23 protein-coding genes and 1 tRNA gene are annotated in these 24,297 nt (G+C 38.9%); 8 read left to right on the top strand and 16 right to left on the bottom strand.

The annotated features are described in order from the left end of the window. Positions 1-3: 3 nt before the first annotated feature. The 8 genes from G7074_RS22730 to G7074_RS22695 all read left to right on the top strand — a co-directional run bounded on the left by G7074_RS22730 (position 4) and on the right by G7074_RS22695 (position 8,236). Positions 4-993 (top strand): YihY/virulence factor BrkB family protein, encoded by a 990-nt coding sequence (locus tag G7074_RS22730; RefSeq protein ID WP_124560261.1) that lies wholly within the window; start codon positions 4-6, stop codon positions 991-993. Between the two features lie 95 nt (positions 994-1,088). Continuing rightward, positions 1,089-1,173, top strand: a tRNA-Ser gene (locus tag G7074_RS22725). 183 nt (positions 1,174-1,356) lie between these two features. Beyond that, a complete protein-coding gene (locus tag G7074_RS22720) occupies positions 1,357-2,244 on the top strand; it encodes a toxin-antitoxin system YwqK family antitoxin (RefSeq protein WP_166211517.1) in 888 nt (295 codons plus the stop codon). Positions 2,245-2,569: 325 nt separating this feature from the next. After that, a complete protein-coding gene (locus G7074_RS22715; protein ID WP_124560263.1) occupies positions 2,570-3,418 on the top strand; it encodes an alpha/beta fold hydrolase in 849 nt (282 codons plus the stop codon). 635 nt (positions 3,419-4,053) lie between these two features. Further along, positions 4,054-4,905, top strand: coding sequence for a DUF3347 domain-containing protein (locus G7074_RS22710; protein ID WP_166211514.1), 852 nt, complete (start codon positions 4,054-4,056; stop codon positions 4,903-4,905). Between the two features lie 26 nt (positions 4,906-4,931). Then, positions 4,932-5,495: a DUF3347 domain-containing protein gene (locus G7074_RS22705; RefSeq protein ID WP_166211511.1), complete on the top strand. Its 564-nt coding sequence runs from the start codon at positions 4,932-4,934 to the stop codon at positions 5,493-5,495. Between the two features lies 1 nt (position 5,496). Beyond that, the gene (locus tag G7074_RS22700; protein ID WP_166211508.1) at positions 5,497-5,955 is read left to right on the top strand and encodes a heme-binding domain-containing protein; all 459 of its coding nucleotides are present in this window, start codon (positions 5,497-5,499) and stop codon (positions 5,953-5,955) included. A gap of 10 nt (positions 5,956-5,965) precedes the next feature. Further along, positions 5,966-8,236 carry a multicopper oxidase family protein gene (locus G7074_RS22695; RefSeq protein ID WP_124560267.1) on the top strand — a complete coding sequence of 757 codons (2,271 nt, stop codon included), beginning with the start codon at positions 5,966-5,968 and terminating at the stop codon, positions 8,234-8,236. Between the two features lie 105 nt (positions 8,237-8,341). Here G7074_RS22695 and G7074_RS22690 read toward each other — a convergent pair whose 3' ends face one another. From G7074_RS22690 to asnB, 16 genes are all read right to left on the bottom strand, one after another. Then, complete coding sequence (locus G7074_RS22690; RefSeq protein ID WP_039472556.1) at positions 8,342-8,641, bottom strand: hypothetical protein; 300 nt, start codon at positions 8,639-8,641, stop codon at positions 8,342-8,344. 42 nt (positions 8,642-8,683) lie between these two features. Then, a complete protein-coding gene (locus tag G7074_RS22685) occupies positions 8,684-9,241 on the bottom strand; it encodes a hypothetical protein (RefSeq protein WP_124560268.1) in 558 nt (185 codons plus the stop codon). Positions 9,242-9,402: 161 nt separating this feature from the next. Further along, a complete protein-coding gene (locus G7074_RS22680) occupies positions 9,403-9,819 on the bottom strand; it encodes a helix-turn-helix domain-containing protein (protein WP_124560269.1) in 417 nt (138 codons plus the stop codon). Positions 9,820-9,945: 126 nt separating this feature from the next. Next, on the bottom strand, positions 9,946-11,874 hold the full coding sequence (locus tag G7074_RS22675) for a nucleoside-diphosphate sugar epimerase/dehydratase (RefSeq protein WP_124560270.1): 1,929 nt from the start codon (positions 11,872-11,874) through the stop codon (positions 9,946-9,948). A 32-nt stretch (positions 11,875-11,906) separates the two neighbouring features. Next, the gene (locus G7074_RS22670) at positions 11,907-12,965 is read right to left on the bottom strand and encodes a GNAT family N-acetyltransferase (protein WP_240916386.1); all 1,059 of its coding nucleotides are present in this window, start codon (positions 12,963-12,965) and stop codon (positions 11,907-11,909) included. Positions 12,966-12,994: 29 nt separating this feature from the next. Beyond that, positions 12,995-14,032 (bottom strand): GNAT family N-acetyltransferase, encoded by a 1,038-nt coding sequence (locus tag G7074_RS22665; protein ID WP_124560272.1) that lies wholly within the window; start codon positions 14,030-14,032, stop codon positions 12,995-12,997. A gap of 23 nt (positions 14,033-14,055) precedes the next feature. Then, on the bottom strand, positions 14,056-14,550 hold the full coding sequence (locus G7074_RS22660) for a GNAT family N-acetyltransferase (protein ID WP_124560273.1): 495 nt from the start codon (positions 14,548-14,550) through the stop codon (positions 14,056-14,058). Further along, positions 14,547-15,518, bottom strand: a complete 972-nt coding sequence (locus G7074_RS22655) for a hypothetical protein (protein ID WP_124560274.1) — start codon at positions 15,516-15,518, stop codon at positions 14,547-14,549. The genes G7074_RS22660 and G7074_RS22655 overlap by 4 nt, the downstream gene beginning before the upstream one ends. 11 nt (positions 15,519-15,529) lie before the next feature. Beyond that, positions 15,530-16,333: a phytanoyl-CoA dioxygenase family protein gene (locus G7074_RS22650; protein ID WP_124560275.1), complete on the bottom strand. Its 804-nt coding sequence runs from the start codon at positions 16,331-16,333 to the stop codon at positions 15,530-15,532. A 101-nt stretch (positions 16,334-16,434) separates the two neighbouring features. Continuing rightward, the gene (locus G7074_RS22645) at positions 16,435-17,541 is read right to left on the bottom strand and encodes a glycosyltransferase family 4 protein (protein ID WP_240916385.1); all 1,107 of its coding nucleotides are present in this window, start codon (positions 17,539-17,541) and stop codon (positions 16,435-16,437) included. Positions 17,542-17,617: 76 nt separating this feature from the next. Then, on the bottom strand, positions 17,618-19,027 hold the full coding sequence (locus G7074_RS22640; RefSeq protein WP_233603887.1) for a pectate lyase: 1,410 nt from the start codon (positions 19,025-19,027) through the stop codon (positions 17,618-17,620). Between the two features lie 212 nt (positions 19,028-19,239). Beyond that, positions 19,240-20,331 (bottom strand): NAD-dependent epimerase, encoded by a 1,092-nt coding sequence (locus G7074_RS22635; RefSeq protein WP_124560276.1) that lies wholly within the window; start codon positions 20,329-20,331, stop codon positions 19,240-19,242. 116 nt (positions 20,332-20,447) lie between these two features. Beyond that, entirely contained in the window at positions 20,448-21,566 is a 1,119-nt protein-coding gene (locus tag G7074_RS22630) for a glycosyltransferase (RefSeq protein ID WP_166211502.1), read from the bottom strand. Further along, entirely contained in the window at positions 21,541-22,200 is a 660-nt protein-coding gene (locus tag G7074_RS22625; RefSeq protein ID WP_166211499.1) for a hypothetical protein, read from the bottom strand. The genes G7074_RS22630 and G7074_RS22625 overlap by 26 nt, the downstream gene beginning before the upstream one ends. Next, positions 22,197-22,436: a hypothetical protein gene (locus G7074_RS22620; RefSeq protein ID WP_166211496.1), complete on the bottom strand. Its 240-nt coding sequence runs from the start codon at positions 22,434-22,436 to the stop codon at positions 22,197-22,199. Before G7074_RS22620 ends, G7074_RS22625 begins: the two co-directional genes overlap by 4 nt. Before the next feature lie 4 nt (positions 22,437-22,440). Further along, positions 22,441-24,282: an asparagine synthase (glutamine-hydrolyzing) gene (asnB, locus tag G7074_RS22615; protein WP_124560279.1), complete on the bottom strand. Its 1,842-nt coding sequence runs from the start codon at positions 24,280-24,282 to the stop codon at positions 22,441-22,443. Positions 24,283-24,297 lie beyond the last annotated feature (15 nt).

The following is a 24,297-nucleotide window of genomic DNA, read 5'->3' as shown; positions in this document are numbered from 1 at the left end:
ACAATGGAATGGTTACATAGGCAATTATTACAACTTAAGCTCTATTCGAGGTTTATCGAATGGACCAAAGGATGTGTTTTGCCTGGTTTTAGTCCACTCCCATTATATACGGTGGCCACTTTCTTTTTCAGGGAAATTGGTAAAGATACCCTGGTTAATAAGGCTTCTTCATTGGCCTACAGTTTTATGCTGGCCATTTTCCCGGGTATTATCTTTCTTTTTACACTTATCCCCTTTATTCCGATAAAAGGTTTCCAGGATCAGCTCTTAAACCTGATCCAACTGGTATTGCCACATAACGCATTTGATGCTTTTGAAACAACGCTAAAGGATATCATAAAAAACCAAAACAGAGGATTGTTATCCTTTGGTTTTTTCTCTGCACTATTCTTTGCAACCAATGGAGTTAAGAACCTGATGAAAGCTTTTAACAAATCATCGTTGATTATCGAAACCAGGGGTTGGTTAAAACAGCGTTTAATTGCATTGATATTAACCGTTATTATCTGTTTTTCGATCATCATATGCATCAGTGCCATGGCTTTAGGCGATGTTTTACTGACTAAAATTAATGACGAATTACACTTAAAAGACAGCTTCCTGGTTTATACAGTAAACTTTACCCGTTGGGCATTATTGGCCGCGCTGTATTTTATTACCATTTCTATTTTATACCGCTATGGCCCATCTCATACCAAAAAGTGGAAACTTTTTAGCGCAGGCTCCTGGCTGGCCACTATTCTGGCTTTTATAACTATCTGGGGCTTTTCTTACTACATTAACCATTTTGGCTCATACAATAAAGTGTATGGCTCAATTGGTACTTTAATCGTAGTGATGATCTGGCTTTACCTCAATTCTTTGATTTTACTCATCGGTTTTGAGCTGAATGCAAGTGTTGATGTAAGCAAAAGAAGTGTAAAAATTATCCGCCCTACCTTCAATCTCTTCAAAAAATCGGAGCCAATAGAAGAAAACATTCAGAAGAAATAATTTTTTCTCGCTCTGTGTTAAGTAATTATCAATTTTATATAAAAAAAACACAATCATAGTTTGCAGATTTAGCCGGAGTTTGTACTTTTGCCTCCGGAAAGCTGGCAGAGTGGTCGAATGCGGCAGTCTTGAAAACTGTTGACTGTAACAGGTCCGGGGGTTCGAATCCCTCGCTTTCCGCCCACAAAAACGAAACCCGACAATAGTCGGGTTTTTTGTTTTCCTGATTTTTTTATATTCTGTATTAAAATGGAAAGCCTAAGAAGGATCAATACATGCTTACACCCTTTAATTGGAATTATGCACATGGTCTCGTTTTTTCACGCGAAGCTCTTTTCTTTACTAATTTCCATATATTTAAGTATGACAAATCGCTTTCTCCTATTATTTTGGTTGTTTCCTGTGTTTTTAAGTGCGCAGTCACGTATTGAACCATTGCCGCCCTTTGGCAGCACGCTCGATTCTATACGTAAGAACACTCATTTTGTAATTGAAAAGTTGGCTTCCAGTTCTGCCTGGATGGTTCATGAATATGATGCACAGGATAGTATAATGACTATAGGAACCTTTCTGGATGAAAAATTAACTATAGCATCCGGAAGATTCAAATACTATAATTATAGTCCACCACATATACAAATTACCTATGATTATGTTACCCATAAAACAGATTCTGTAATTGTACCGGCAAAAAATTTCCTGAGTAAAGTTGGATACTATGTTAATGGTGAAAAAACAGGTATCTGGACTACTTTTAACGCTTCAAAAGAAAAACTATTTGTTGAAACATTAGAACATGGCAAGATGAATGGTTTATACGAAAGTTATAATCATGGAATAGTATCGGTAAGGGGAAATTATGTTGATGATATGAGAGAAGGCGAATGGCATATATTATCAGGAAAAGGTGATACCATGCTAACTGAAATTTACAAAAAAAACAAAGTGATTAAAAAAATCGACTTTATTAAGAATAAATATAGCCACGTAACTAATCCCCGCTCCAAATATGACTTTATTCGTTATTTAAACGCCCAGCTTTCGAAAAAAGGTATCAGCCAATCTGGCACAAAAAAGTCGTTTTATAACATTACCATAGATACAGCGGGAAGAATTATTGAACCAAGCGTAATAACAAGAAATATTGTTGATGAGGATATAAACTTTGAAGTAGATAAGGCTATTATTGATGCTATGTTAAACGCACCCGATGGGTTCCGGCAGAACAAGATAAAAAGAAGGTCGCGATAAGGATAACGGTTCAACTGGATATTGAATTTAATAAAAGAAGCGTAAGTGTTTCACTAGTAAATCCTTCTAATAATTAAACTAAGCTCTTATTATTTAAACAGACAATTCTGGAGTGATTAATAGAGAAATTTAGTTACCCTTTCGCTAAGCGTTAACTTTAATGAAAGGGAATGTTATTGATCTCATTTTTGCCCATAAGCATGATGAAATAGCAAATAAGTTATTTTAGTTTTCTTCCCGTCTTAAAAACACCGCACAATTGTCGCGTTTACCTATCCCCAATTCAGGGTACATGATGTAAGTTTGAATAAGCAAAATACAAACAATGAAAAATATCATACTATCCTTATCACTGATCATTTTTATAATGACAGCATCTGTGGCGCAACAGAAACCAGCATCGTCCGGATATGCGCCTGTTAATGGATTAAAGATTTACTATGAAACCTACGGCGAGGGCGCTCCGCTGGTATTACTTCACGGCGCCTTTATGACTATTGGCACCAACTGGAGCCAGCTGATACCCGAGCTTGCTAAAACGCACAAGGTAATAGCGGTCGAAATGCAGGGACATGGCCGTACCGCAGACATCGACAGACCTTATTCTTACACAGCATTGGCAGACGATGTTGCCGGATTATTGAAATACCTGAATATTAAAAAGACTGATGTGATAGGTTACAGTTTTGGCGCACCTATATCTTACCAAATGGCAATTGCACATCCGCAGTTGGTAGGAAAACTCGTTATCATTTCAGGCGTGTACAAAAGGGCTGGCTGGCTGCCACAGGTTCAACAGGCTATCAGTGGAATAACACCCGAAGTTTTTGCCAGTTCGCCAATAAAACAAGTTTATGATTCACTAGCTCCAAATCCTTCACACTGGGCGAAATTCATTACCAAAATGGTCAAATTTGCAGCAGAGGATTTTGATTTGGGAGAGGATAACATCAAACATCTTTCCTCACCTGTATTGCTGATCATGGGTGATAACGACGGAGTCGATTTACAGTATACTGCCCGCACCTATCAGTTATTGGGTGGTGGCATACCCGGAGATATGGCTGCAATGCCAAAGTCGCAATTGGCAATTATTGCAGGTGCCAGCCATGTGGGCCTGATGGGTAAAACAGAAATACTATCTGGTCTTATCCTTCCTTTCTTAAGTAAATAAACATTAAGCTGGTGCCCTTCAATAGCCCAATTTGTGAATCAGGAGGTAGGTTCCAGTGCATTGCTTCTATTGGCGGGGCAATTACTCATGACAACCAGACGATCTTAAAAAAAATAAATCATTGTATTTTAATTAATCTATTACCTACCTTTGCTTTGCATTGAAAAATTTAAGAATAGATATTGTTGCAGTATTGCTATTGTGTTTGGGGTCTTTTTTATTCCCAAACCTAAGTTATGCGCATGCTTCAATGTCTGCTAAAAAAATGCACACTTCCTGCTCAAAAAGCCTGGACAAAAAAGCAGCAATGAAAGATTGCTGCCCTACCAAAGCCAACAAAAAATCAAAACACAAAGATTGTAACAACAAGTGTAAACACAACTCGTGCCGTTGCTGTGCTTCCTGCCCTACTGTAAGCGCGGCTTTAGTATGCGATTTGAAAGTTATCAATCAACCACCTGCAGTTGAAAAACAGCAAATCGGTTATAAACAATCCAATTACGCTTTCGGGTTTATTTCTATCTGGCAACCGCCTAAAATAGCTTAAATTAATGGCTGCATAGCCACAAATGCGTCTTTATCAAAGTAAGGGGCGCAGTTTATTATTTAATTTATAGCATTTTAAAATCATCACAATGAAATTGACATCAAAAATATGGATGGTAATAACGCTGTTATTATCGGCTACAAACGCTTTTGCCCAAATCAAAAATGCACAAACAGTTAGCATCCAGGTATCAGGAAACTGCGAAATGTGTAAGAAAACCATCGAAAGCGCTGCGAATATTAAAAGTATTGCGGCAGTAAACTGGAATGAAACCTCTAAAATGGCCAGCATTACCTACAACAACCAAAAAACAAATACCGATGAAATATTAAAGCGAATTGCTTTAGCAGGATACGATAATACGGCTTACCTGGCTCCTGATGAGGTTTATGCAAAGCTACCTGAGTGTTGCCGCTACAACCGGACTTTAAAGCCGGTAAGTAAAATGAAAGAGGCTGCTACGGTAAAAGCAGATCACAATCACCAGGGTGTGTCTGCTGCTGCAAATACAGCACAATTAAAAACTGTATTCGAACAGTATTTTGCACTTAAAGATGCTCTTGTAAAATCAGATGCCAATGCAGCTGGTCTTAAAGCAACAGCATTGCTTAATGCCATTAAAGCTGTAGAAATGGAGAAGCTTAACTCAGCAGAGCATTCTGCCTGGATGGCTGCTGTAAAAACTTTAACAACCGATGTAACCAATCTTTCAAAATCAAAAGATATAACTGATCAAAGGCAAACATTTTCATCCCTTTCTGTAACCATGTATCCACTTGCAAAAGTTGCAAAACAAGATATGCCGGTTTATTACCAGCATTGCCCTATGTATAATAATGGTAGGGGTACTAATTGGCTTAGCAAAGAAAGTACGGTTAAAAACCCTTTTTACGGCAGTAAAATGCTCACTTGCGGCAGTACGGTAGAAATATTGAAGTAATGGTAACTAAATATAAGAGCGAACGCATGAAAAATTTCTTTTTTTCGATAACTTGTTTAGTTATCATAGCAGTAATACTAATTTCTTGTGGCCAGCAATCAAAAACAGCTGATAGTAGGGCAAAAAACGACCCGAAAGCAGTTAAGACTGATGCTAAAACTAAGCCTGCCGGCCCATTGCTAACAGCTTACTTAGGCTTAAAAAATGCACTGATTGCCGATGATGCCACTGCAGTATCTGAAGCAGGCAACCAATTATTGAAAGCACTGGGCAAAATAGATCATTCTGCGATTCCTGGCGGTAAATTAAACGACTATAAGGATATAGTTGATGATATAAAAGAAAATGCCACACATATTGCTACCAATGCCGATCAGATAGCGCATCAGCGTGAACATTTCGAATCGTTGAGCAATGATGTTAACGACATGATAAACCTGTTGGGAGCGCCGCAAAAATTATATGTAGACCGTTGTCCCATGTATAATGAAGGTAAAGGTGCCATTTGGATTAGTGAAACCAAAGCAATCAAAAACCCATATTACGGCAAACAAATGCTTACCTGTGGTGCTGTAAAACAAGAATATTAAGATGAAAAAGATGTTAAAAACAGGGGCTTTCCTCCTGTTATTGCTCTTTTTACTTGTTCAATTATACCGGCCTGCCCTGAATATAAAACAAGGGCAGGCCGGTTCGGCAGGTTTTGTACAGTTTTACAGACCGCCGCTTGCAGTAGGGAATATATTGGCCAATTCGTGTTACGATTGCCACAGCAATAACACCAATTATAAGTGGTATCAATACATTCAGCCAGTACAGGTATTTACTCAAGGTCATATCAATTCAGGAAAGGAAGTGCTTAATTTCAACGAATGGAATAACTACCCTAACAGAAAGCAAAAGAGATTGTTACAATCTATTAAAAAGCAGATCGAAAGTGAAAAAATGCCACTCAACTCATACACATTGCTACATCGCAATGCCAGGTTAAATAAGTTACAAGTAAAAACATTAATTAATTGGTTTGAAAACCAGATTAGTTTAAACTAAAAAATATCAGATGAATATATATAAAAACATCGCTAAAATAATATTGCCGGTGCTTTTACTGCTCATTTGCACCAGCCCTTTACAGGCGCAAAAAGTAGTACGCTACCACCTTTACGTAAAAGATACGGTTGTAAATTACGCAAACAAAGAAAAGCGGGCAATTGCGGTTAACGGACAAATTCCAATGCCTACCCTTACTTTTACAGAGGGCGATACGGCCGAAATTGTAGTACATAACCAGCTTAAAGAAAACACATCATTGCATTGGCACGGTGTATTTTTGCCCAATAAAGAAGATGGCGTGCCCTACCTTACCCAACAGCCCATTAAGCCCAATACTACACATACCTATCGCTTTCCAATTATCCAGAATGGCACACACTGGTACCATTCGCACTCGGGCCTGCAAGAGCAGATTGGTATGTATGGCAATTTTGTAATGAAAAAGCGAAGCACGGATAACACCTTTAGAAAGGGAATAGACGATTTGCCAACGCTGCCTGTAGTGCTAAGCGAATGGACAAATCTGAATCCGGACAACGTACACCGGATGCTACATAATGCCAACGATTGGGCAGCTATTAAAAAAGGAGCTACACAATCTTATGCCGAAGCCATTAGGCAAGGTCAGCTTAAAACCAAAGTGAAAAACGAATGGAAAAGGATGACCGCTATGGATGTAAGTGATGTGTATTACGATAAGGTATTAATGAACGGCCAGGTTGCTACCAGTTTAAAAAGTGTGGATGGCAAAACCTTAAAAGCTGGCGATCGTGTACGGCTCCGTATTTCGAACGGGGGGGCGTCTTCTTATTTCTGGCTGCGTTATGCGGGTGGTAAAATGACTGTTGTGGCCAGCGATGGTAACGATGTAACGCCTGTTGAGGTTGATCGCTTAATTATTGCCGTATCAGAAACTTATGATGTGGTGCTTACTATACCCGAAAACGGGATTGCCTACGAATTTATGGCTACCACGGAAGACCGAACCCAATCTACCAGTTACTTTATTGGTAATGGCATTAAACAATTGATTTCGCCACTGCCGCGCCTCAAGTATTTTGATGGAATGAAGATGATGAATGATATGATGAAGATGAACGGCGACCTCGATGATATGGACATGAAAATGAGCCTTAACCAGATGGATATGAACGTGGTTATGTATCCGGAAATTACCGGAGAAGCTTCAAAAAGCGAAGCCCACAATATGAAAGGGATGAATATGGAGCCCGATCCAAATCGCTACAATGCAAATGCACTGGGTGATATTGTTACGTTAAATTACGCCATGCTGAAAGCACCAGCTCCTACCACGCTACCTAAAAACACACCTGTAAAAGAGCTTAAATTTACGCTTACAGGCAACATGAACCGTTACGTTTGGAGCATGGATAATAAAGTGCTGAGCGAAAGTGATAAAATTCCTGTAAAAAAGGGAGAGATATTACGCATTACGCTGTATAACAATTCGATGATGCGCCACCCTATCCACTTACATGGCTTCGATTTTAGGGTGCTTAACGGACAGGGAGAAAATGCTCCGCTTAAAAATGTGCTCGATATTATGCCCATGGAAACGGACACCATTGAATTTCTAGCAAACGAAGAAGGCGACTGGTTTTTTCATTGCCATATTTTATACCACATGATGGCAGGTATGAACCGGGTGTTTGCTGTAGGAGATTATAAAAACCCACTGTTGCCCGATAAGGCGCAGGCTTACCGCGAGTTACAGAAAGAAAGTAATATGCCGCATTTTATGGCTCAGAACGATTTTGCCACAAACGGCAACGATGGTTCGGCCATGCTGCAAAATGCAAGATGGTCAGTAGGTACCGAGTGGCGACTTGGATATAACAACATGCATGGTTATGAGGTAGAAACACATGTAGGCCGTTACATTGGAAAAATGCAATGGCTAATGCCCTTTATTGGTTTCGACTGGCGTTACCGCAAAATGGGAATGGATGAACACGAAAAAAACATCTTTGGTCAGGTTAACAAAAAAGATAACAGAAGCGCCATAAGCCTGGGGGTAATGTACACCTTGCCCCTGTTAATTGATTTTCAGGCAGAGGTTTACCATGATGGTATTGTACGTTTGGCGTTAATGCGCGAGGATATTCCGGTATCTAAAAGGCTCAGGGCAGGTTTTATGGTCAATACAGATTTGGAATATATGGCCGACCTGAGGTATGTAATTAATAAAAATATGGGCATTCGTACGCACTACGATAGCGATATGGGATTCGGTGTAGGTTTATCGCTTAATTATTAGGCAATGGCCAGAAACAAGAAAAGGCCACTCCTTGCGGAGCAACCTTCCCGTTTCTTTAAGCTATTTTTTAAAATAATGGCTGTTTCTACTTAGCTGAGACAGCCATTATTTTTTTCCATTCATATCCATAAAAATAGATTTAATACCTTCTAAAAGTTCTTTCCTTTCGCTGGCCAGTACCAGCGGAAACCACTCATCGGTATGCAACTCTACCACATGCTCATGAATGAGGTAATGCCTCCCCGACCTTACCCGACGTTTATTGCCTGGAATAATGGTGCCTGAAAGCATTTTGATTATAATTTTGGTAATCATCCTGATGTATTTAGGAGAATCCTCATACTTACAATCAATAAAGAGAATCCATAGCCCATTCATTGTATTATACTGTATACTTGCTTTCATGTACAGAGCTTATTAAAGATGATTACTTAAATATCCCAGCTGTTATAGACTGAAGCCCCAGGCAACGCGGAAGCCTACGAAATTATTGGTGTGATCGCACTTGTAGTATTTGCCGTTACTCTCCCAACGCAGGCCGGCATCGATATAATTGTTGTTATGGAGGTAAAATATCATTCCAAATTGCGGCGCATATAGAAATGCCGCTTTTTTACCTTCAACACAATTGGTTTTATTCAAGAGGAACGAAACGCCAATTTCTGATTGTATGTAAAGATTACTTCTGTAAAAATACTTCAAACCAGTTTTAATAGGCACCAGATGAAGATCATCTACTAAACGGGAATAAGTACCTGAAACAAAGATATTGTTGAAGCCGGTATTTACCGACGCATACAATATACCTTCGGTGATGGGAAATTCGGCTTGTGCAGAAACGCCCAGGGGTGCTTCATATTTTTTAGCTAAATAACCAGTGGCCAACCCAGTTTCGATACCTACCGAATAGCGAATACCTGTGCCACCATAAACTTGCGATTGTGCATATACACCCTGAAAAATAAATAAAGATAATAGCAGAGTTAATGCGTTAATTGTTTTCATGATTTCAAAAATTTAGTGAATAGAAATCCATTACCATAAATAGCGTTATATGGTAAAGCTTTAGAGAGTTAAGAAATAATATTGGAGGCCTTTACAGAATCGTATAGCCTAAGGAGTTATTGGTTTAGTAAGTAAATAATAAGAAAATTTGGGAGTTAAGCCTATGATACGGAACGGTTACTGTTGCGCGGCATGGTGTGGTGTGCCACTGTTTCAGAAACCGTTTTCTCCAAATTGGTATGGCTTAATATTTCGTTGTACTTTTCGAGCAGCTTAATGTATTTATTCATCCAGAAATAGACCGAATTGGCATCGCCTTTGGCAAAATCTTCGGTATGCGCATCAAAAGCTTCACGAATGTTGCTGCTTGTCTTCGCAAAAGTTTCAGGCAGTTCTACCGAAAAATCATGACCGATTACACTTCCTACTTTCCAGATGATTTCGGGGTTAAGGCTTTTCTGATCGAACCAATTGTAAATTGTTCTCCTGCTTACATTTAATTTACGGGATAATTCACTTATTCCCATACGGTCCCGGCGCACAACGCGCTCCAGAACCTGGCCTACATTTAAACTCATAGCGGTTAATTTAATTTAAAACAATATTTAAATTCCATCAACATCGGGGACGACTATGTTACTGCAATTTAATAAAATTTTTGTTAACAAAAGCAAAATATACTTACTGTTTTAACGTTGCGGTAATTAGTTGGCAACCAGTAAATCAAGCTCTTCGTAGCGCGAATTGTTGCTGATATAATCAGGTATAATTTCCTTCATTTTCTTTACCATATTCAGGTCGTTTCCATCATTATTTAATACAATCAGATCTTTAATAATCTGATTTACGTACAGGTAATTATAGGCTACTTTTTGCGAAATTTTAATTTTAGGATGGTGTGTAGCCATAATTTCCTCTTCCATTAACAGCAGTTCTTCGTATAGCTTCTCTCCCGGCCTTAAACCAGTAAAAACGATATCGATATCGCTATACGGGGTTAAACCGGCCAGCTTAATCATATTGATTGCCAAATCGACTATTTTAATCGGTTTACCCATATCAAATAAGAAGATCTCGCCACCTTTGCCCATGGCCCCGGCTTCCATTACCAGTTGCACGGCTTCGGGTATAGTCATAAAATAACGGGTTATTTCCGGATCGGTAACCGTTATTGGTCCACGGCGCTCAATCTGGCTTTTAAACCTCGGGATAACCGAACCGTTAGAACCCAATACATTACCAAAACGGGTAGTTACAAAGCGTGTGCGAGCGGCATGTGTAGTAATTTCGCCACTTGGCAAAGTTTCGGGACTGTTTAACGATTGGATATAAATTTCGGCCAGACGTTTTGAAGCGCCCATAACATTTGTGGGTTTAACCGCTTTATCGGTCGATATCATCACAAATTTTTCTACTCCAAACTCCAATGCCACATCAGCCATGTTTTTGGTGCCTAAAACGTTGGTTAAAACAGCTTCTGCCGGATTATCCTCCATCATAGGTACATGCTTATAAGCCGCAGCATGGAAAACGATTTCAGGCTTATACAACTCAAACAGCGTACGGATGCGGTTTATATTCTGCACATTGGCCATAAATATTTTTATATGGGCTGCTTGGAAATTATCTTCAAGCTCTAATTTCAGGTCGTGCAAGGGTGTTTCAGCCTGATCACAAAGGATAACCATTTTAGGGTTATAATGTAAAGCCTGCCTAACAATTTCTGATCCAATTGATCCCGCAGCGCCGGTAACCAAAATGCATTTACCCGATAAATCTTTGAGAATATTCTTTTTGTTTAGCTTAATTGGTTCGCGTTCTAAAAGGTCTTCAATTTTTAAATCCCTCAATTGGTGCGAATCGAGCTTACCGTAGAGCCATTTATCAGATGGCGGTACCATGATTACTTTAATGCCCTGGTTAACGCAGATATCGATAATTTTCTTTTTGTTTAAGGTATTTAAAGCATCTTCGGCAAACAATATTTTTTTAATACCATGTTTTTCTTTTAAAAGCTCAACCGAGCAGGAATGGTAAACTTTTTTCTGTTCGAGGTATTTATCTACACGGTCGCGGTTATCATCAATAAAGCCAACAATATTCAGGTTCGAATCTTCATTTTGTTCGATGGCATTTTTGATTAGAATGGCTTTTTTCTCGGCTCCGTAGATGAGGATATTCTCTTTTGTTTCTGATTTAAGTTCTTTAAAAAAGTAAAATACTCCTTTAACCAGTGTACGCATTAGAATGAGCAGCGATGAGGAAATAAAGAAATTCAGGATCAATGCTTTATCCATTTGGCTCCAAAGCAACTGAAATCTTTGCGAAAGGATTTTATTTACGCTGATGAAAAGCAAACTGGTAACAAAAACTGCCAAAAATACCCGTAAAATATCTTCGGTATTAGAGTACCGGATAATACCGGTATGGATGCGTAGTGTAATAAAAACGCCTGCTGCAATGGCGCAGTAAAGCGCTACATACATGAAATTACTGGCGTTAAAAATTTCCTGGTAATTTAGGGTGTGCGTTAATAAAATAGATATAAACAAGGTCCAGATAACAATCATCTGGTCGATGAGTAAAATTAACCATCTAGAGTGCGCCTTGTCGGGGAAGAAGAACTTTTTCATAACTGAGAATCATTAAATAAAGCAATTGTAGATTATTGAGGGGTCATTCGGTATAGGGGAAAAAAGTCGGTAGTATCCTGGATGTCGATGCCTGATTTTTCGACCAGCTGGTTATAAACAGGTTCGTTTGCAATGTAACGCCAGCTGTAGTAATCTAGAACCAGGTTCGAAAAGCCTAGTTTCCATTCAAAAAGCGAGTTTTCTTTAAAGCCCAGGCCTCCACCTAAATGGTAATATTTCATGTTCCATTTTCTGCCAAGCTCACTTACTTCATCAACGAGAAACTTTGCTGGCGAATATTTGAGGTGGTTAGCATTGGTTGCAATTAAATGCCCCTGAATAATGCCATTTGTACAGGTAATAATGCTTCCACAGGCTATTTCATCGTCTAAACAAACCAATACCAGTTTACAATCAAATTCTGTTGAATTGATCATTTGTGTAAAATAAGCTTCATCAAACAGATAAAAATCGGCGGCACTAATGCGGCCCATATTGGCTTTGTATAATTGGGTAAATGCTGCAATATCTTCCTGCCCTCTGCTTTCGCGTAAGGTATAGCCTATGCGGCGGCATTTCTTAATACCATCCAAAGTAGTCCCTCTGTATTGTTTACGCCGTTCTTCGGCAGTTTGCTGCAGGTTAATGGCAATGGTTTTTCCATTTTCATACAATCCCTCGATTCTTTGCAGCAGCTCGTTCTGTTTAAAGAACGGGTGTAGCTTTGAAAACACAGAAACATATTTACCCTGGTGCAGGAACGCTAAAAACGCCTTTAAAAAATTATCTTTCAAGCCTTCAGGTTGTTGTTCAAACTTAAGGTTAGAAATTGGCCCCGAATAACCGTAAACGCAATGCAAATCCCTGTAAATGGTATCGGCAATTGGGCGGTCGAGCAGTGGCAGTGCAATAAAATTACCTGCTTCCTCATAAACAAATAAAATGGGAGTTCCATTTTCGGCCATAGAGTGATACTGCCAACTGTGATAGAAATCGTAATCGGCGGCAAGCTCCACATACTTTATCCAATCAACTTTTTGCTGTAAAGTTAATTGCAAAGTTGTGCCTGTAGCATTATTTTCGATCAGCATAACCATATAATAAAAAATTAAATAATTAATTATGAAGCAATTACGGGACTACGGTAGAGTGGAAAAAAATCAATGTTAGAGTAAGGATCAAGGGATCGTTCGTTTAAAAGAGTATTGTATAATTCGTTATTGGCAATGTATCTCCAGCTGTTAAATTCGAAACATAAGTTAGAAAAACCCATTTTCCAGCCAAACAAGGTGTCTTCCTTAAAATTAACACCACCGCCAAGGTTAAAATATTTATAACCTAGTTGCCTGCCTATAACGGTAATTTCATCAGTTAACAGTTTAGCAGGCGATTCGAATAAATAAGTGGTACGGGTGGCCAGCAGGTGTACCTGCATAATTTCTTTTGTACAAACCACAATGGCTCCCGAAATGGCAATACCATCTTTATATACCATAAACAGCTTACTGTCAAACTCATCAGAAGTAAGCAAAGCAACAAAATAAGCGTGGTTAAAAAGGTAACTATCCTTAGCGCCAATCCGCTGCATGTTTTCGGTATATATTTCAGAGAAAATAACGGCATCATTAATATCGGTAGAGATTTTTACCTCATAATCACGTTTTCTTAAGCGCCTTATCTTCTCTTTAACACTCTTTCGGTAACCCGCTCGCTGACTTTCTATAGTTGTGGTTAAATCAATGGCTACAGTTTTTCCGTTTGCATGCACGCCTGAAAACTTTTCCATCAATCTTTCCTGATCGAAGAAAGGATGCAGACGCGAGAATACTGTAACATTTTGACCGGTTTGCAGATAAGCTATAAAAGAAGCTTTAAACCGTTCCATAAAATCATCGTCGAGTGATTTAAAATCCATGTTAGAAACGGGCCCTGTATATCCGTAAACGGATGTAAAATCAAAAAAGTCAGATCCGGGTATGTTTCGTTTTAAAAGTGGAAAAGCGATATAATTTTCGTTTTCCTCGTAAACAAAGAGTATGGGCAAACCGCTTTTATCTAACGAATGGTAATACCAGGTGTGATAAAAATCGTAATGCAGCGCACGCTTCACATAATCTGTCCACTCTTGCTTTTCATTAATGGTAATAATCTTTCTCATTTGGAGCTTATTAGGTTGGTAGATTAATTAACGGTCAGTAAAACCGATGAGTTTATGACCATTTTTATAAAATCATGTTCTTGTGAAACACGCTCGAAACCTACTTTTCTGTAAATGGCATAAGCAGCCAGGTTATCGGCATGTACTTCTAAAAAAACATGTTTAAGGTTAAGGTTATAAAAGGCATATTTTAAGAGCATTACAGATGCACTGTAACCTATGCCTTTTCCCCAGTATTTTTTTTCACCAATAAAAATGTGAAATTCTGCAGTATCATTTTTAATATCAAGCAATTGAATGTTGCCGATATATTCGTTTGTATCTTTAATGCAAATGGCGAAGCGTTTTTCGTTAACGGCCTTCATTTTATTGGCAAGCCAGGCTGTTTCCACCTCTACCGTAACCGGATCTCTTAAAACAAATTTTGTGTACGACCATACTTCAGGGTCGTTACGCCATTTATAAGATACATCGGCATCTTTTAATTCTAATGGCCTTATGTAAATTGGAGTGTTCATATTAGCGGTTTTAAAGCATTTACCAGAATACGCATATCGTCTAGCCCGTAACGGTGATCAATGGGTAGTGCAATCAGGTTCTGCGCCAGAAAATATTCAAAACTATCGGCACTGGCCCAATCGTAAACATTTGGCCAGTAGGTGGCTACAAATATTTTTTGTTTTATGAGTGTTTGTTTAATTGTTGTATTATCGTTTAAAAACGGATATACCATGGGAACATCACTGGCAGATAATTTTAAAGACAACAGGTTTTTATCAGCCAGATGTTCGGCTAAAAAAGCAAAGTTTTCTCTTCTTATAGCAGCACAAGCTTCATAATCAATACCCGAAAGCATATTTGTGGTTAATGCCGACATTGTTTTAATGTCGTTGTTACACAGCCCTTTATTATTCTCTATATAATCGCCATAACCTTCTTCTATATTGATATCGATACTCTTGATCAGATGTGAAAAACGATCAATAGATTGGTCCTGGTTTAAGTTTAGATTAATCTGCGTTGCAATATTAAGGTAAGCACCATCTGGTACGCCAAAAAATTTGCGGCACGAATAAAAAGTATCGGCATTGGCTATCGGTTTGCAGAAAAAAGCCTGTGCATTATCAATAATCAGGTTGCTGATCTCTTTTGTTAAGCGCCTAACTGTTTCTGTTTTTAAACCATAATAATTGGTATATAATAAACAGCTGTATGTGGGTATATCAAAATCTATTATCGGATCAAGATTTTCATCGAGGTGATAAAACTTGTAGGCAATGTTGAGTTTGTGTAAGGGTTCGAGTAATACTTCGCAGGTGTAATAAGGAAGGTATACCATGGTATAATTTCTTACCTTAAGGATATATTCGAAAGCATTTCTACCCGTATTAAGTGCAATTAAACCGGGATGATAAACTGAACCTTTTGATAGCTGTAATCCTATATAGCCACCAATGGTTTTGACGGAGTGCGTTTGGATTTCCATTGTTTTACAATTTATCCCTGATCTGATTTGTACATACGGCTTTCTACAGGACGGTAATACTCTTGCAGGCTTGCCGGTACCCGGGCATTGTAGCCTATAATTTGCCTAAGGTCGCTATCTATCTTTTCGCCAAACTCGTAGCCCAAAAAACGTGGGTAATCGAATTGCTGTTTAATATATGGCTTGGTAAATCCCAGCGTTAAGGCACGGCGTGGTTTGCGGGTAAAGTTAATGCCTCCTGCATGCCAAAGGTTCGAATCGAACAGAATGATACTCCCCTTTTTGGCTACTGCCTGTTTAGAGAAGGCTTTGAAATGCTTTTCTTCAGGCCTGATATCGAGTTTGTGCGATCCCGATAAAAAATGCGTGGCGCCATTAAATATGGTAAAATCATCCAGTACAATAATCATCTGGATCATTAGTTTTGAATCCGGAGAAAAAGTTCTGATATCGCGGTGGATGTTTTGAATATAGGATGTGCTTTTTTTGGTATTAATTACACCATTTATCCCGTTCAGTATATAATTTCCACCTAAAAAATCTCGTATTTCGCGGTGACAATATAGCTTACTCAACAACTCGATCGCGAAATTATCCTTTTCGAGTAAATGATGTAAGGTGCCCTCCATATTGGCCTCAATTCCATTTAAAATCTGGATTTCGCGGCGCAAATGATATGAGGTTTCGAAACCTGCAATTATTTCGGATATTAATTTCTGATTGATCGCCTTTTCATATACGACCCATCCATATTCATCAATAGCTTCCCTAAAGTCGGCTAAAGTGGCTCGTTTGTAAATAAATGAATTGTTCACAGCTTAAAGTTTAGTTGAATAATTTGGTTAGTTTACTGTGTTACTTCAGGTAGGTTAAGCCTGAAGCTGCATAATTTTGAAGAGTTCGGTATTAACAAGGTTTACATCGAACCTGGATTTGGCAAATTCGTGCCCTTGCTTCCGAAGCGAATAATTTCACTAATGTTATTGATAAAGTATTCCATTTTACTGGCCAGGGCACTGGCATCCCTTACCGGAATGAGAAAGCCATTGGCTTGTTCAGGATCCTGGTTTACTGTTTCACGGCAACCAACAGAATCGCTGGTAATTACCGGCCTTCCCATGGCCATTCCCTCAAGTACACAGCGTGGAACACCCTCGCCATAATAGGATGGCAATACCATTACCGACGATTTTTCTATATCAGGCCTAACATCGTCAACCTGCCCCATGTACTGGATCGTATTGCCATTGGCTATCTGATGGTACAGGTCTTCATTAATAGAATCGATATTGGGATCATAAGATCCGATAAGTTTAAAAACAGCTTTCGGAAATTTTTCGTGGATTATCCTGGCTGCATCGTAATATTCTTTAATGCCTTTAGCGTTAATTAAGCGCGAAACCATTAAAAAGGTAACCGGTGAAGTACTTGGTTTTGAATAATTGTAGTGGCTTAAATCAACTCCCGATCCGTTTACTACATACACCTGGTGTTTCTTGTTGAGAATATTTAACTGAACCAGGCGCTCAGAATCGTCTTTGTTCTGAAAGATGATATTTAAACTGGGATCAGGCCTTAAACTTAACTTAAGCAACAAGCGGGTAATTTTAACGATAAGTTTATTACTGGAGTTGTTATCGGTAAAGTTATAGCCCAGGCCAGTAAGCATTGGGGCAATAAGTTTAACCTTGCAAAGTTTGGCTACAAAAGAGCCATAAATAACCGGCTTAAAGGTATATGGGAAAAATATATCCGGTTTTATTTCTTTCATTAGTTTATACAGTGAATATATAAACCGCAGATCTGACAGGATGGATACATTACTACCGTTAAGGTTGCTCTCGTAGGTAATTACCTTCATTTCGTCGAGCCGCTTACGTACCGTTTCCTGTTCTATTTTGGGTGTAAATACATACACCTGGTTGTGTTGCTGCATCTTTTCAATCAGCCTTCCCCTAAAATCGAGCAATGATCTGGAAGAATCGCAGACAATAAAGATCTTTTTCTTAGTAATGTTCATCATGTCAAAGTTTTTTTTTATTTAAACTGCAAAGCCACCTATCCAGGTGGCTTCGCAGAAAAAATATGAAGATTTTGGTTTACTTAGTTGGACCAGCGTTAGCCATAACAAGTGCTGGCACTGATGCCGCATCGTTAAGGTATGATTTGTAATCATACTCTGGAACCCAACTAGAAACTGCCGTCGTTATATTGTTTGCGCCACATTTATCGTAAATGTTGGTTGTAATACCGCTAAAGTATCCTTCAGGATCGGTTGCTACTTTTGTAGTTAAAGGTTTAACACAGTTAGAGAAATACTCGTTATCTGTTCTTACAATACCACCAGCTCTTGTACCGATTGAATAACCTGAATTGTTTAAGTGATAGTTGTTAAACATGTGTACACTACCCCAGTTCATTGATGGCTCTCTCTCAGTAATGTTGTACCACATGTTGTGGTGCATGGTTACGTGTAATTTACCTTTATCTGCTTCGTGACCAGCAATACCACCACTAATTAATACTGATAGGTTTGTATCGTGGAATTTGCTCCATGAAACGGTTACGTAATCAGATTCGCGGGTAATGCAAATATCTTTACCCCAGTATTCCCATCCGTGTGTACGGTCTGTAGAAAAATCACAGTGGTCTACCCAAACGTGGTGAGCCGAATCTTTAATTTGTACAGCTGCCTGTTCAACATAGTTTTTAAAGGTGATGTTCTGCACAATAATGTTGCTTACGGTATAGATATATAAGTTAAGACCTTCTAACACTGCACCTGATTTACCAATAATCGATTTGTTTGATTTTACATAAACAGGATCCATACCTGCGCCTTTAATTGTACCGCTGATGTAGATGATACGTGGAGTATTATCAGCAACAGCAGCTTTTAATTGCGCTACAGTGGTTACCGTAACTTCTGCACCACCCTGGCCACCGGTAGTAGTACCGTTTACCATAGCGTAACCCATTAAACCAGCAACTGATTGCGTTGGTGTAGTTGGCGCGGTAGTTGTATTATCAGCCGGAGGAGCAATTGTGCTTGTTCCGCCTACAGCATAAGTATAGGTACGGCCATTGGTTCTTGGATCTGTATTATCAGAAGCCGAGAAGATAACTGTACTTCCCCAATGGCTAAACCTACCTTTACCTAAATTTCTAATATCATCATGTAAGGAATGTGCCGGTCCTATTTCTACACCGTTTTCAAATAACCTTAAAACTGATTGCTCTTTCGCGGTCGAATTGTCGCCACCAGAAATGGTTTGCGAAATTTTGTACGCGTAACCACCTTCTGATTTTAAACCAGAAAGGCTTAATTTTCCTGTACTTCCAACTGTTGCGGCTAATACTGCCGACGAATCGCCCGAAAACATCTCTGTACTATTTGCTAGTACATCGTCTGCCTGTGCATTTTTTTTACAATTACTAAAAAAAATAATCGTCGTTAACATTAAACCAATTAAACTCACTTTTTTAAACAAATTTGTCTTTCTCTGCATTTTTGATTTTTTTTAAATTTACAACTTAACGCTATATGCGATAAATGAGTATATTCGAAAAAATGCAGTTAAAGTGCTGATAATTAATTAATAGAGTTTTAGTTATAGATTAGCTATACTGTAAACCAATTGTTTACAGAATGCAAAATTTAGATTTAATTATTCAATACATGTAAATTAATAATACATCTAGTTTACAATTGGATGACAATCTAAACGGCGATACGAAGTGTTTTCTGTGCAATATGTAAATCAGGGTGGTAAAATTCTGTAAACCATTTCACAAAATTCTTCACACCTTCGTGTACAGAAACACTTGGTTCATAGTTTAATAAGTGCTTTAAATCATCTACGTTTGCCGATGTTTCTGCCACATCACCATCCTGCATAGGCATAAATACTTTTTTAGCTACTAATCCTGTTTCCTTTTCTATTTCTTCTACAAAATCCAATAAGTTAACTGGTTCACCCCTGCCAATATTAAATACCGCAAATGGTGCTGAAGAGGTAGCAGGATCAGGACTCTCACTATTCCAGTCTGGATTTGATTTAGCAGGTTGATCGAAAATCCTCACTATGCCTTCTACAATATCATCTACATAGGTGAAATCACGTCTCATTTTACCGTTATTGAATACTTCAATTGGTTTTCCTTCTAAAATGGCTTTAGTGAATAAGAACAAAGCCATATCAGGTCTGCCCCATGGTCCGTAAACGGTAAAGAAGCGCAACGCAGTAGTAGGCAGGTTAAATAGATGACTGTAGGCATGAGCCATTAATTCGTTACTTTTTTTAGAAGCAGCGTACAAAGATACCGGATGATCTACGTTATCGTGCGCCGAAAAAGGCATTTTCTTATTAAGTCCGTAAACACTTGATGAACTGGCATATAGTAAATGGCCAACTTTAAAGTGACGACTACATTCTAAAATATTAAGAAAACCTTTAATATTGGCTTCAATGTAAGCATCGGGATTGGTTAAACTATAACGTACACCGGCCTGCGCAGCTAAATTACAAACAGCATCGAACTGGTAAGTTTCGAAACAATTTTCAAGGCCTGCTTTATCGCAAAGATCGAGTTTAATGAAAGTGTAGTTTTCATATTTCTCACTTTGCTGTGGAACACCATCAACCAATTTGGTATGTGTAATACCGGTTTCGGCCAGGCGGGCATGTTTTAGGTTTACATCATAATAATCGTTAATGTTGTCGATACCTACAACAGTATCGCCTCTTTCCAATAAGCGTTTTGCCAGGTGGAAACCAATAAATCCGGCTGTACCGGTAATTAAAATTTTCATAATTTTCTGTTTGAGAAACGGTTAAGAAAAGCCTTTTGCAAGGCGTGGATTTTATTTTTAAGCATAGCAGTACAGGCTGCTCTTGCAGTGTTATGGTTTAAAAGATTGGTTTTGAGCTAATTTCGCAGGCTTAAAGCGCTTAAAATAGATTGGGCAAATACTTCTGGTCGCCGGCCGTACAGGTATTGTGTGGCAATGTTCGAGGTTCCGGCGGCTTGTTTCTGCAGCGTTTCGTGCATGGCACTGGCCAGTGCCTTTGCGTTGTTTACCTCAACTTTCGCTATGGCTGGTATTTCACTTATTCCGCCGGCACAAAGTGTTGATACTACTGCGTTGTTTACCGACATCATTTCTAATAACACATTTGGGAAACCTTCTTTAATGGAAGATACCACACAAAGTTTGGCCTGTTTAAAATAGGGCGCCGGATTATCGATCTGGCCTTTCAGGAAAACGGAAGCTGTTAAATTATTTTCGGCAATTATTTGGGTTAGCAATGCTCTTTCTTTGCCCTCGCCCAGCAAAAGCAATTTGAGTTGCGGGTGTGCTGCTTTAATTAGTTTAAAGGCCTCAATCAAAACCGGAAAACCTTTTTCCGGAATTAACCTGCCTGCTGAGCAGATAAAATCGAGTTTGGCATCGCCATTAATTAATGGCTGGTTTGATTTGGCTACTATTTTATTAAAATCGATCGGATTAGGCTGAACAAGTACTTTAACTTTAGCAAGAAAGGGATTGTGAATCAGTAATTGTTCTTTCATTAAAGCGGTTTGGCAAACTACCAGATCTACAGCCGGATACCCCATTTTGTAGATGATTTTGTAAATGGATTTTTTTACTCCGGTAAAGCGGGTAAATACCGAAGTACATTCCCTTACAATCAGTTTCGGCCGTAAATAACCAATCCGTTTTAAAAAACCTAAAAAGGCATTTAAGTACGGATGTGTACTCATCAAAACATCGTCTCTGGTATATTGCCTGAGCAAGGGGACCAGCTTTGCGAAGCCGGTAAACAAACTTTGCTTAGACAGGTATGTTTTGCCAATGTTTTCGGATACTTTTAAACCAGAAAATGGTTGTTTTTTAAGGAAGATCATTTCGCCTTCAACCGCATTGGCCATCATGTGCAGCACATTTTCTGCACCGTTGGGGCATCTGTTAGCGAAATGAAAGTGATTTTTTGTTTTAATGATTTCATTTCGCTGTTGTTTACCTGTTTTTATAATTCCTGACAAACTTTTTGATCGGCATAATAGGGCTTAACACCTTTCGTTTGCCATCTATTACAATGATGTTATCGGCAAAACTGATGTTGTGAAGTCCTTTATTGTATGCTTTATCGGGTAATATTTCGAACTGGCTGCTGCTTTTAAATTCTTTTTCGCTCAGTATTTCTATTTGGTTAATCATGATGGAACCACCATAACGGTTAACGGGGTTCTGTGTTGGCCGGTACAATGACTGCCCTACTACAAACAAGTGCCCTGCTGCTCTGCAAAAAGCCTGTTCAACAGGGATTGGATTTTGATAATGCCCGGTGTATTGTCCATCTAAAGCATTTGAATGGTAAATGTAAAGGTTATCGTGATCTCCTGAAACGCTGGTAAACAGCCAGTATTTATTGTTGTAATAGATAACAGAACTATCTACAAATGCTTTTCCGCTTACAAGCGTTTTTATTTTAATCAATTTCTCTGGGCTATCTTGATCAACCTGGTAAAGTGCTACCTCTTTGGCTTCGGATGTTTCAGGGATGCAATACAATGCGCCTGCTTCTTCAATCAGGTACGGGTAAGATAAGTGGATGGCATCCGGTTGTATACCACTGATTTTCTTCTTGTTTTTGAAATCAAGCCCGTCAATCATCATAATCTCTCCTTTACCTTTCCAAAAATCAAGTTCTTCGTAATAAATGCGGGTGTATTGTCTACATTCACTACAAAAGGATCGGCTGCATAATCGATATCATCTTCGGGTAACCAGTTAATGGTTGAGCTTAATTTCCGGGTCTCGATCAGATTTTCGGGCGTTTGATGCACAAAACCAATGTTCCATTTATCGGCCGCGAAAATTTTATTAAAGAGATTAACTGTTGCCGTTACCATGTTGTTATGCGACTAGTGAGATTTTTTTAGCGTTTGTTTTATTCTTAATGAGCCATTGCGATAGTACCAGCAATTTCCAGATTTGAGGATAACGGTTCCACTTCCCTGTCATATGCTCGTTAATAATTTCCTGCGTTCTTTTAATATGAATACCAGGTATGTTTTTTAAGTTATCGGCCGATAGGTTATCCATTACATAATCTTTAAGTTCATTTCTGAACCAGTTTTGGAATGGCATGGTAAAACCTGCTTTAGGCCTGTCGAAAATGTGCGCAGGTACATGCTGAAACAAAAGATCTTTTAAGATCCGTTTTTGGTTGCCGCTACTGTACTTAAATTGCGTTGGCAATGTGCGAGAAAACTCTATCACACGGTAATCCATTAAAGGTGAGCGCGATTCTAATGAAAAGGCCATCGATGCGCGATCTACCTTGGTATTGATATCGCCGTTGAGGTAAGTTTTAATATCGAAATCAGAAACCCGTTCTAATAAAGGTTTAGATGGATTGGTTAAAATATGCATCAGCGGATTGTACTTGGCCAGATCGGGTTGTTTTACCCAGGAGTTTTCCATATTGCCGAACATTTTTACGTAAAGCTTTTCTACGTCTTCCATAGAAATACCCATAGCAATAAGTTTGTGCCTGTAACTTGGCGACTGGTTAATTAAGCCTGCAAATGCTTTTCTAACTGCATGCGGGGCATAAAATAAACTACTTACCTGTTTAATCCATTTATAACGGTGATATCCTAAAAAAGCTTCATCGCCGGCATCGCCACTTAAAGCAACGGTAACATGCGCGCGGGTACTTTTGCTTAACAGCATGGTAGGTATAGCGCTCGAATCGGCAAAAGGTTCGTCGTAGTAGCGGTTAAAGTTTTCAATCAGCTGAATACCATCGTCGTAATTGCACTCTATGGTATGATGATCGGTACCTAAATGTTTGGCTACCTGGTTGGCATAGGCACTCTCGTCAAATCCCTTTTCGTTAAATTTAATAGAAAAGGTTTTTACATGATCGATTTCTTTGGTGGCCAAAGCGGCAACCAGCGAAGAATCTATACCACCCGAAAGAAATACCCCGAGCGGCACATCAGCATTCATTCTGATTTTAACGGCATCGGCAATAATCAGCTCTAAAGCTTCTTTGGCCTCTTCGTAACTGCCGGTAAATTTGTTTTTCCAGCCATAATCTAATGTCCAGTATTCGGTAATTTTAAGTTTATCACTTTTGATATCGTAAGTAAAGTAATGAGCAGCCGGTAACTGTTTTACATTTTGCCAGATGGATTGTGGTTCGGGTACATAGCCCCAAATCAGGTACTGGCTAATGGCATCCTCATCAACACTTAAATCTCGATCGATACTGATTTGCGAAGGCTGACTGGCAAATTCGAAAGTACCATGTTCGTGTGCGTAGTAAAAAGGTTTTTTACCAAAACGATCGCGGGCACCAAAAAGTTCGTTTTTAAGTGTATCGTAAATTACAAAGGCATACATTCCGTTAAAGCGTTTAAGGCATTCGGCCCCGTATTCGAGGTAGGCTGCGCAGATCACTTCGGTATCGGAACTGGTTCTAAACTGATAATGCTTAGCCTCCAGCTCTTTTCTGATATCTTTGTAATTGTATATTTCTCCGTTAAAAACGATATGCAGGTGCAGATAGGAAAAAGGTTGATTAGACCGTGCATCCAGATCGATAATGGCTAAGCGGTTATGCGCAAAAACAACCTGGTTATAACGTTGAATACCAGTATAATCTGGTCCGCGAAAGTTAATCCTTGCCATTTTCTCACGGATAACACCGTCTGAGTAAGGTATAGTAGCACCATATATTCCACACATAACTTTAATTTTTTG

The organism is Pedobacter sp. HDW13 (genome assembly GCF_011303555.1).
Lineage (GTDB): Bacteria > Bacteroidota > Bacteroidia > Sphingobacteriales > Sphingobacteriaceae > Pedobacter.
This window is presented reverse-complemented; position numbering and strand designations above follow the sequence as displayed.

Bases quoted from the DNA above. Each gene is read 5' to 3' on its own strand.
- G7074_RS22730 (WP_124560261.1), top strand. From the start codon at position 4: ATGGAATGGTTACATAGGCAATTATTACAACTTAAGCTCTATTCGAGG.
- G7074_RS22720 (WP_166211517.1), top strand. From the start codon at position 1,357: ATGACAAATCGCTTTCTCCTATTATTTTGGTTGTTTCCTGTGTTTTTA.
- G7074_RS22715 (WP_124560263.1), top strand. From the start codon at position 2,570: ATGAAAAATATCATACTATCCTTATCACTGATCATTTTTATAATGACA.
- G7074_RS22710 (WP_166211514.1), top strand. From the start codon at position 4,054: ATGAAATTGACATCAAAAATATGGATGGTAATAACGCTGTTATTATCG.
- G7074_RS22705 (WP_166211511.1), top strand. From the start codon at position 4,932: ATGAAAAATTTCTTTTTTTCGATAACTTGTTTAGTTATCATAGCAGTA.
- G7074_RS22700 (WP_166211508.1), top strand. From the start codon at position 5,497: ATGAAAAAGATGTTAAAAACAGGGGCTTTCCTCCTGTTATTGCTCTTT.
- G7074_RS22695 (WP_124560267.1), top strand. From the start codon at position 5,966: ATGAATATATATAAAAACATCGCTAAAATAATATTGCCGGTGCTTTTA.
- G7074_RS22690 (WP_039472556.1), bottom strand. From the start codon at position 8,641: ATGAAAGCAAGTATACAGTATAATACAATGAATGGGCTATGGATTCTC.
- G7074_RS22685 (WP_124560268.1), bottom strand. From the start codon at position 9,241: ATGAAAACAATTAACGCATTAACTCTGCTATTATCTTTATTTATTTTT.
- G7074_RS22680 (WP_124560269.1), bottom strand. From the start codon at position 9,819: ATGAGTTTAAATGTAGGCCAGGTTCTGGAGCGCGTTGTGCGCCGGGAC.
- G7074_RS22675 (WP_124560270.1), bottom strand. From the start codon at position 11,874: ATGAAAAAGTTCTTCTTCCCCGACAAGGCGCACTCTAGATGGTTAATT.
- G7074_RS22670 (WP_240916386.1), bottom strand. From the start codon at position 12,965: ATGCTGATCGAAAATAATGCTACAGGCACAACTTTGCAATTAACTTTA.
- G7074_RS22665 (WP_124560272.1), bottom strand. From the start codon at position 14,032: ATGAGAAAGATTATTACCATTAATGAAAAGCAAGAGTGGACAGATTAT.
- G7074_RS22660 (WP_124560273.1), bottom strand. From the start codon at position 14,550: ATGAACACTCCAATTTACATAAGGCCATTAGAATTAAAAGATGCCGAT.
- G7074_RS22655 (WP_124560274.1), bottom strand. From the start codon at position 15,518: ATGGAAATCCAAACGCACTCCGTCAAAACCATTGGTGGCTATATAGGA.
- G7074_RS22645 (WP_240916385.1), bottom strand. From the start codon at position 17,541: ATGATGAACATTACTAAGAAAAAGATCTTTATTGTCTGCGATTCTTCC.
- G7074_RS22640 (WP_233603887.1), bottom strand. From the start codon at position 19,027: ATGCAGAGAAAGACAAATTTGTTTAAAAAAGTGAGTTTAATTGGTTTA.
- G7074_RS22635 (WP_124560276.1), bottom strand. From the start codon at position 20,331: ATGAAAATTTTAATTACCGGTACAGCCGGATTTATTGGTTTCCACCTG.
- G7074_RS22625 (WP_166211499.1), bottom strand. From the start codon at position 22,200: ATGATGATTGACGGGCTTGATTTCAAAAACAAGAAGAAAATCAGTGGT.
- G7074_RS22620 (WP_166211496.1), bottom strand. From the start codon at position 22,436: ATGGTAACGGCAACAGTTAATCTCTTTAATAAAATTTTCGCGGCCGAT.
- asnB (WP_124560279.1), bottom strand. From the start codon at position 24,282: ATGTGTGGAATATATGGTGCTACTATACCTTACTCAGACGGTGTTATC.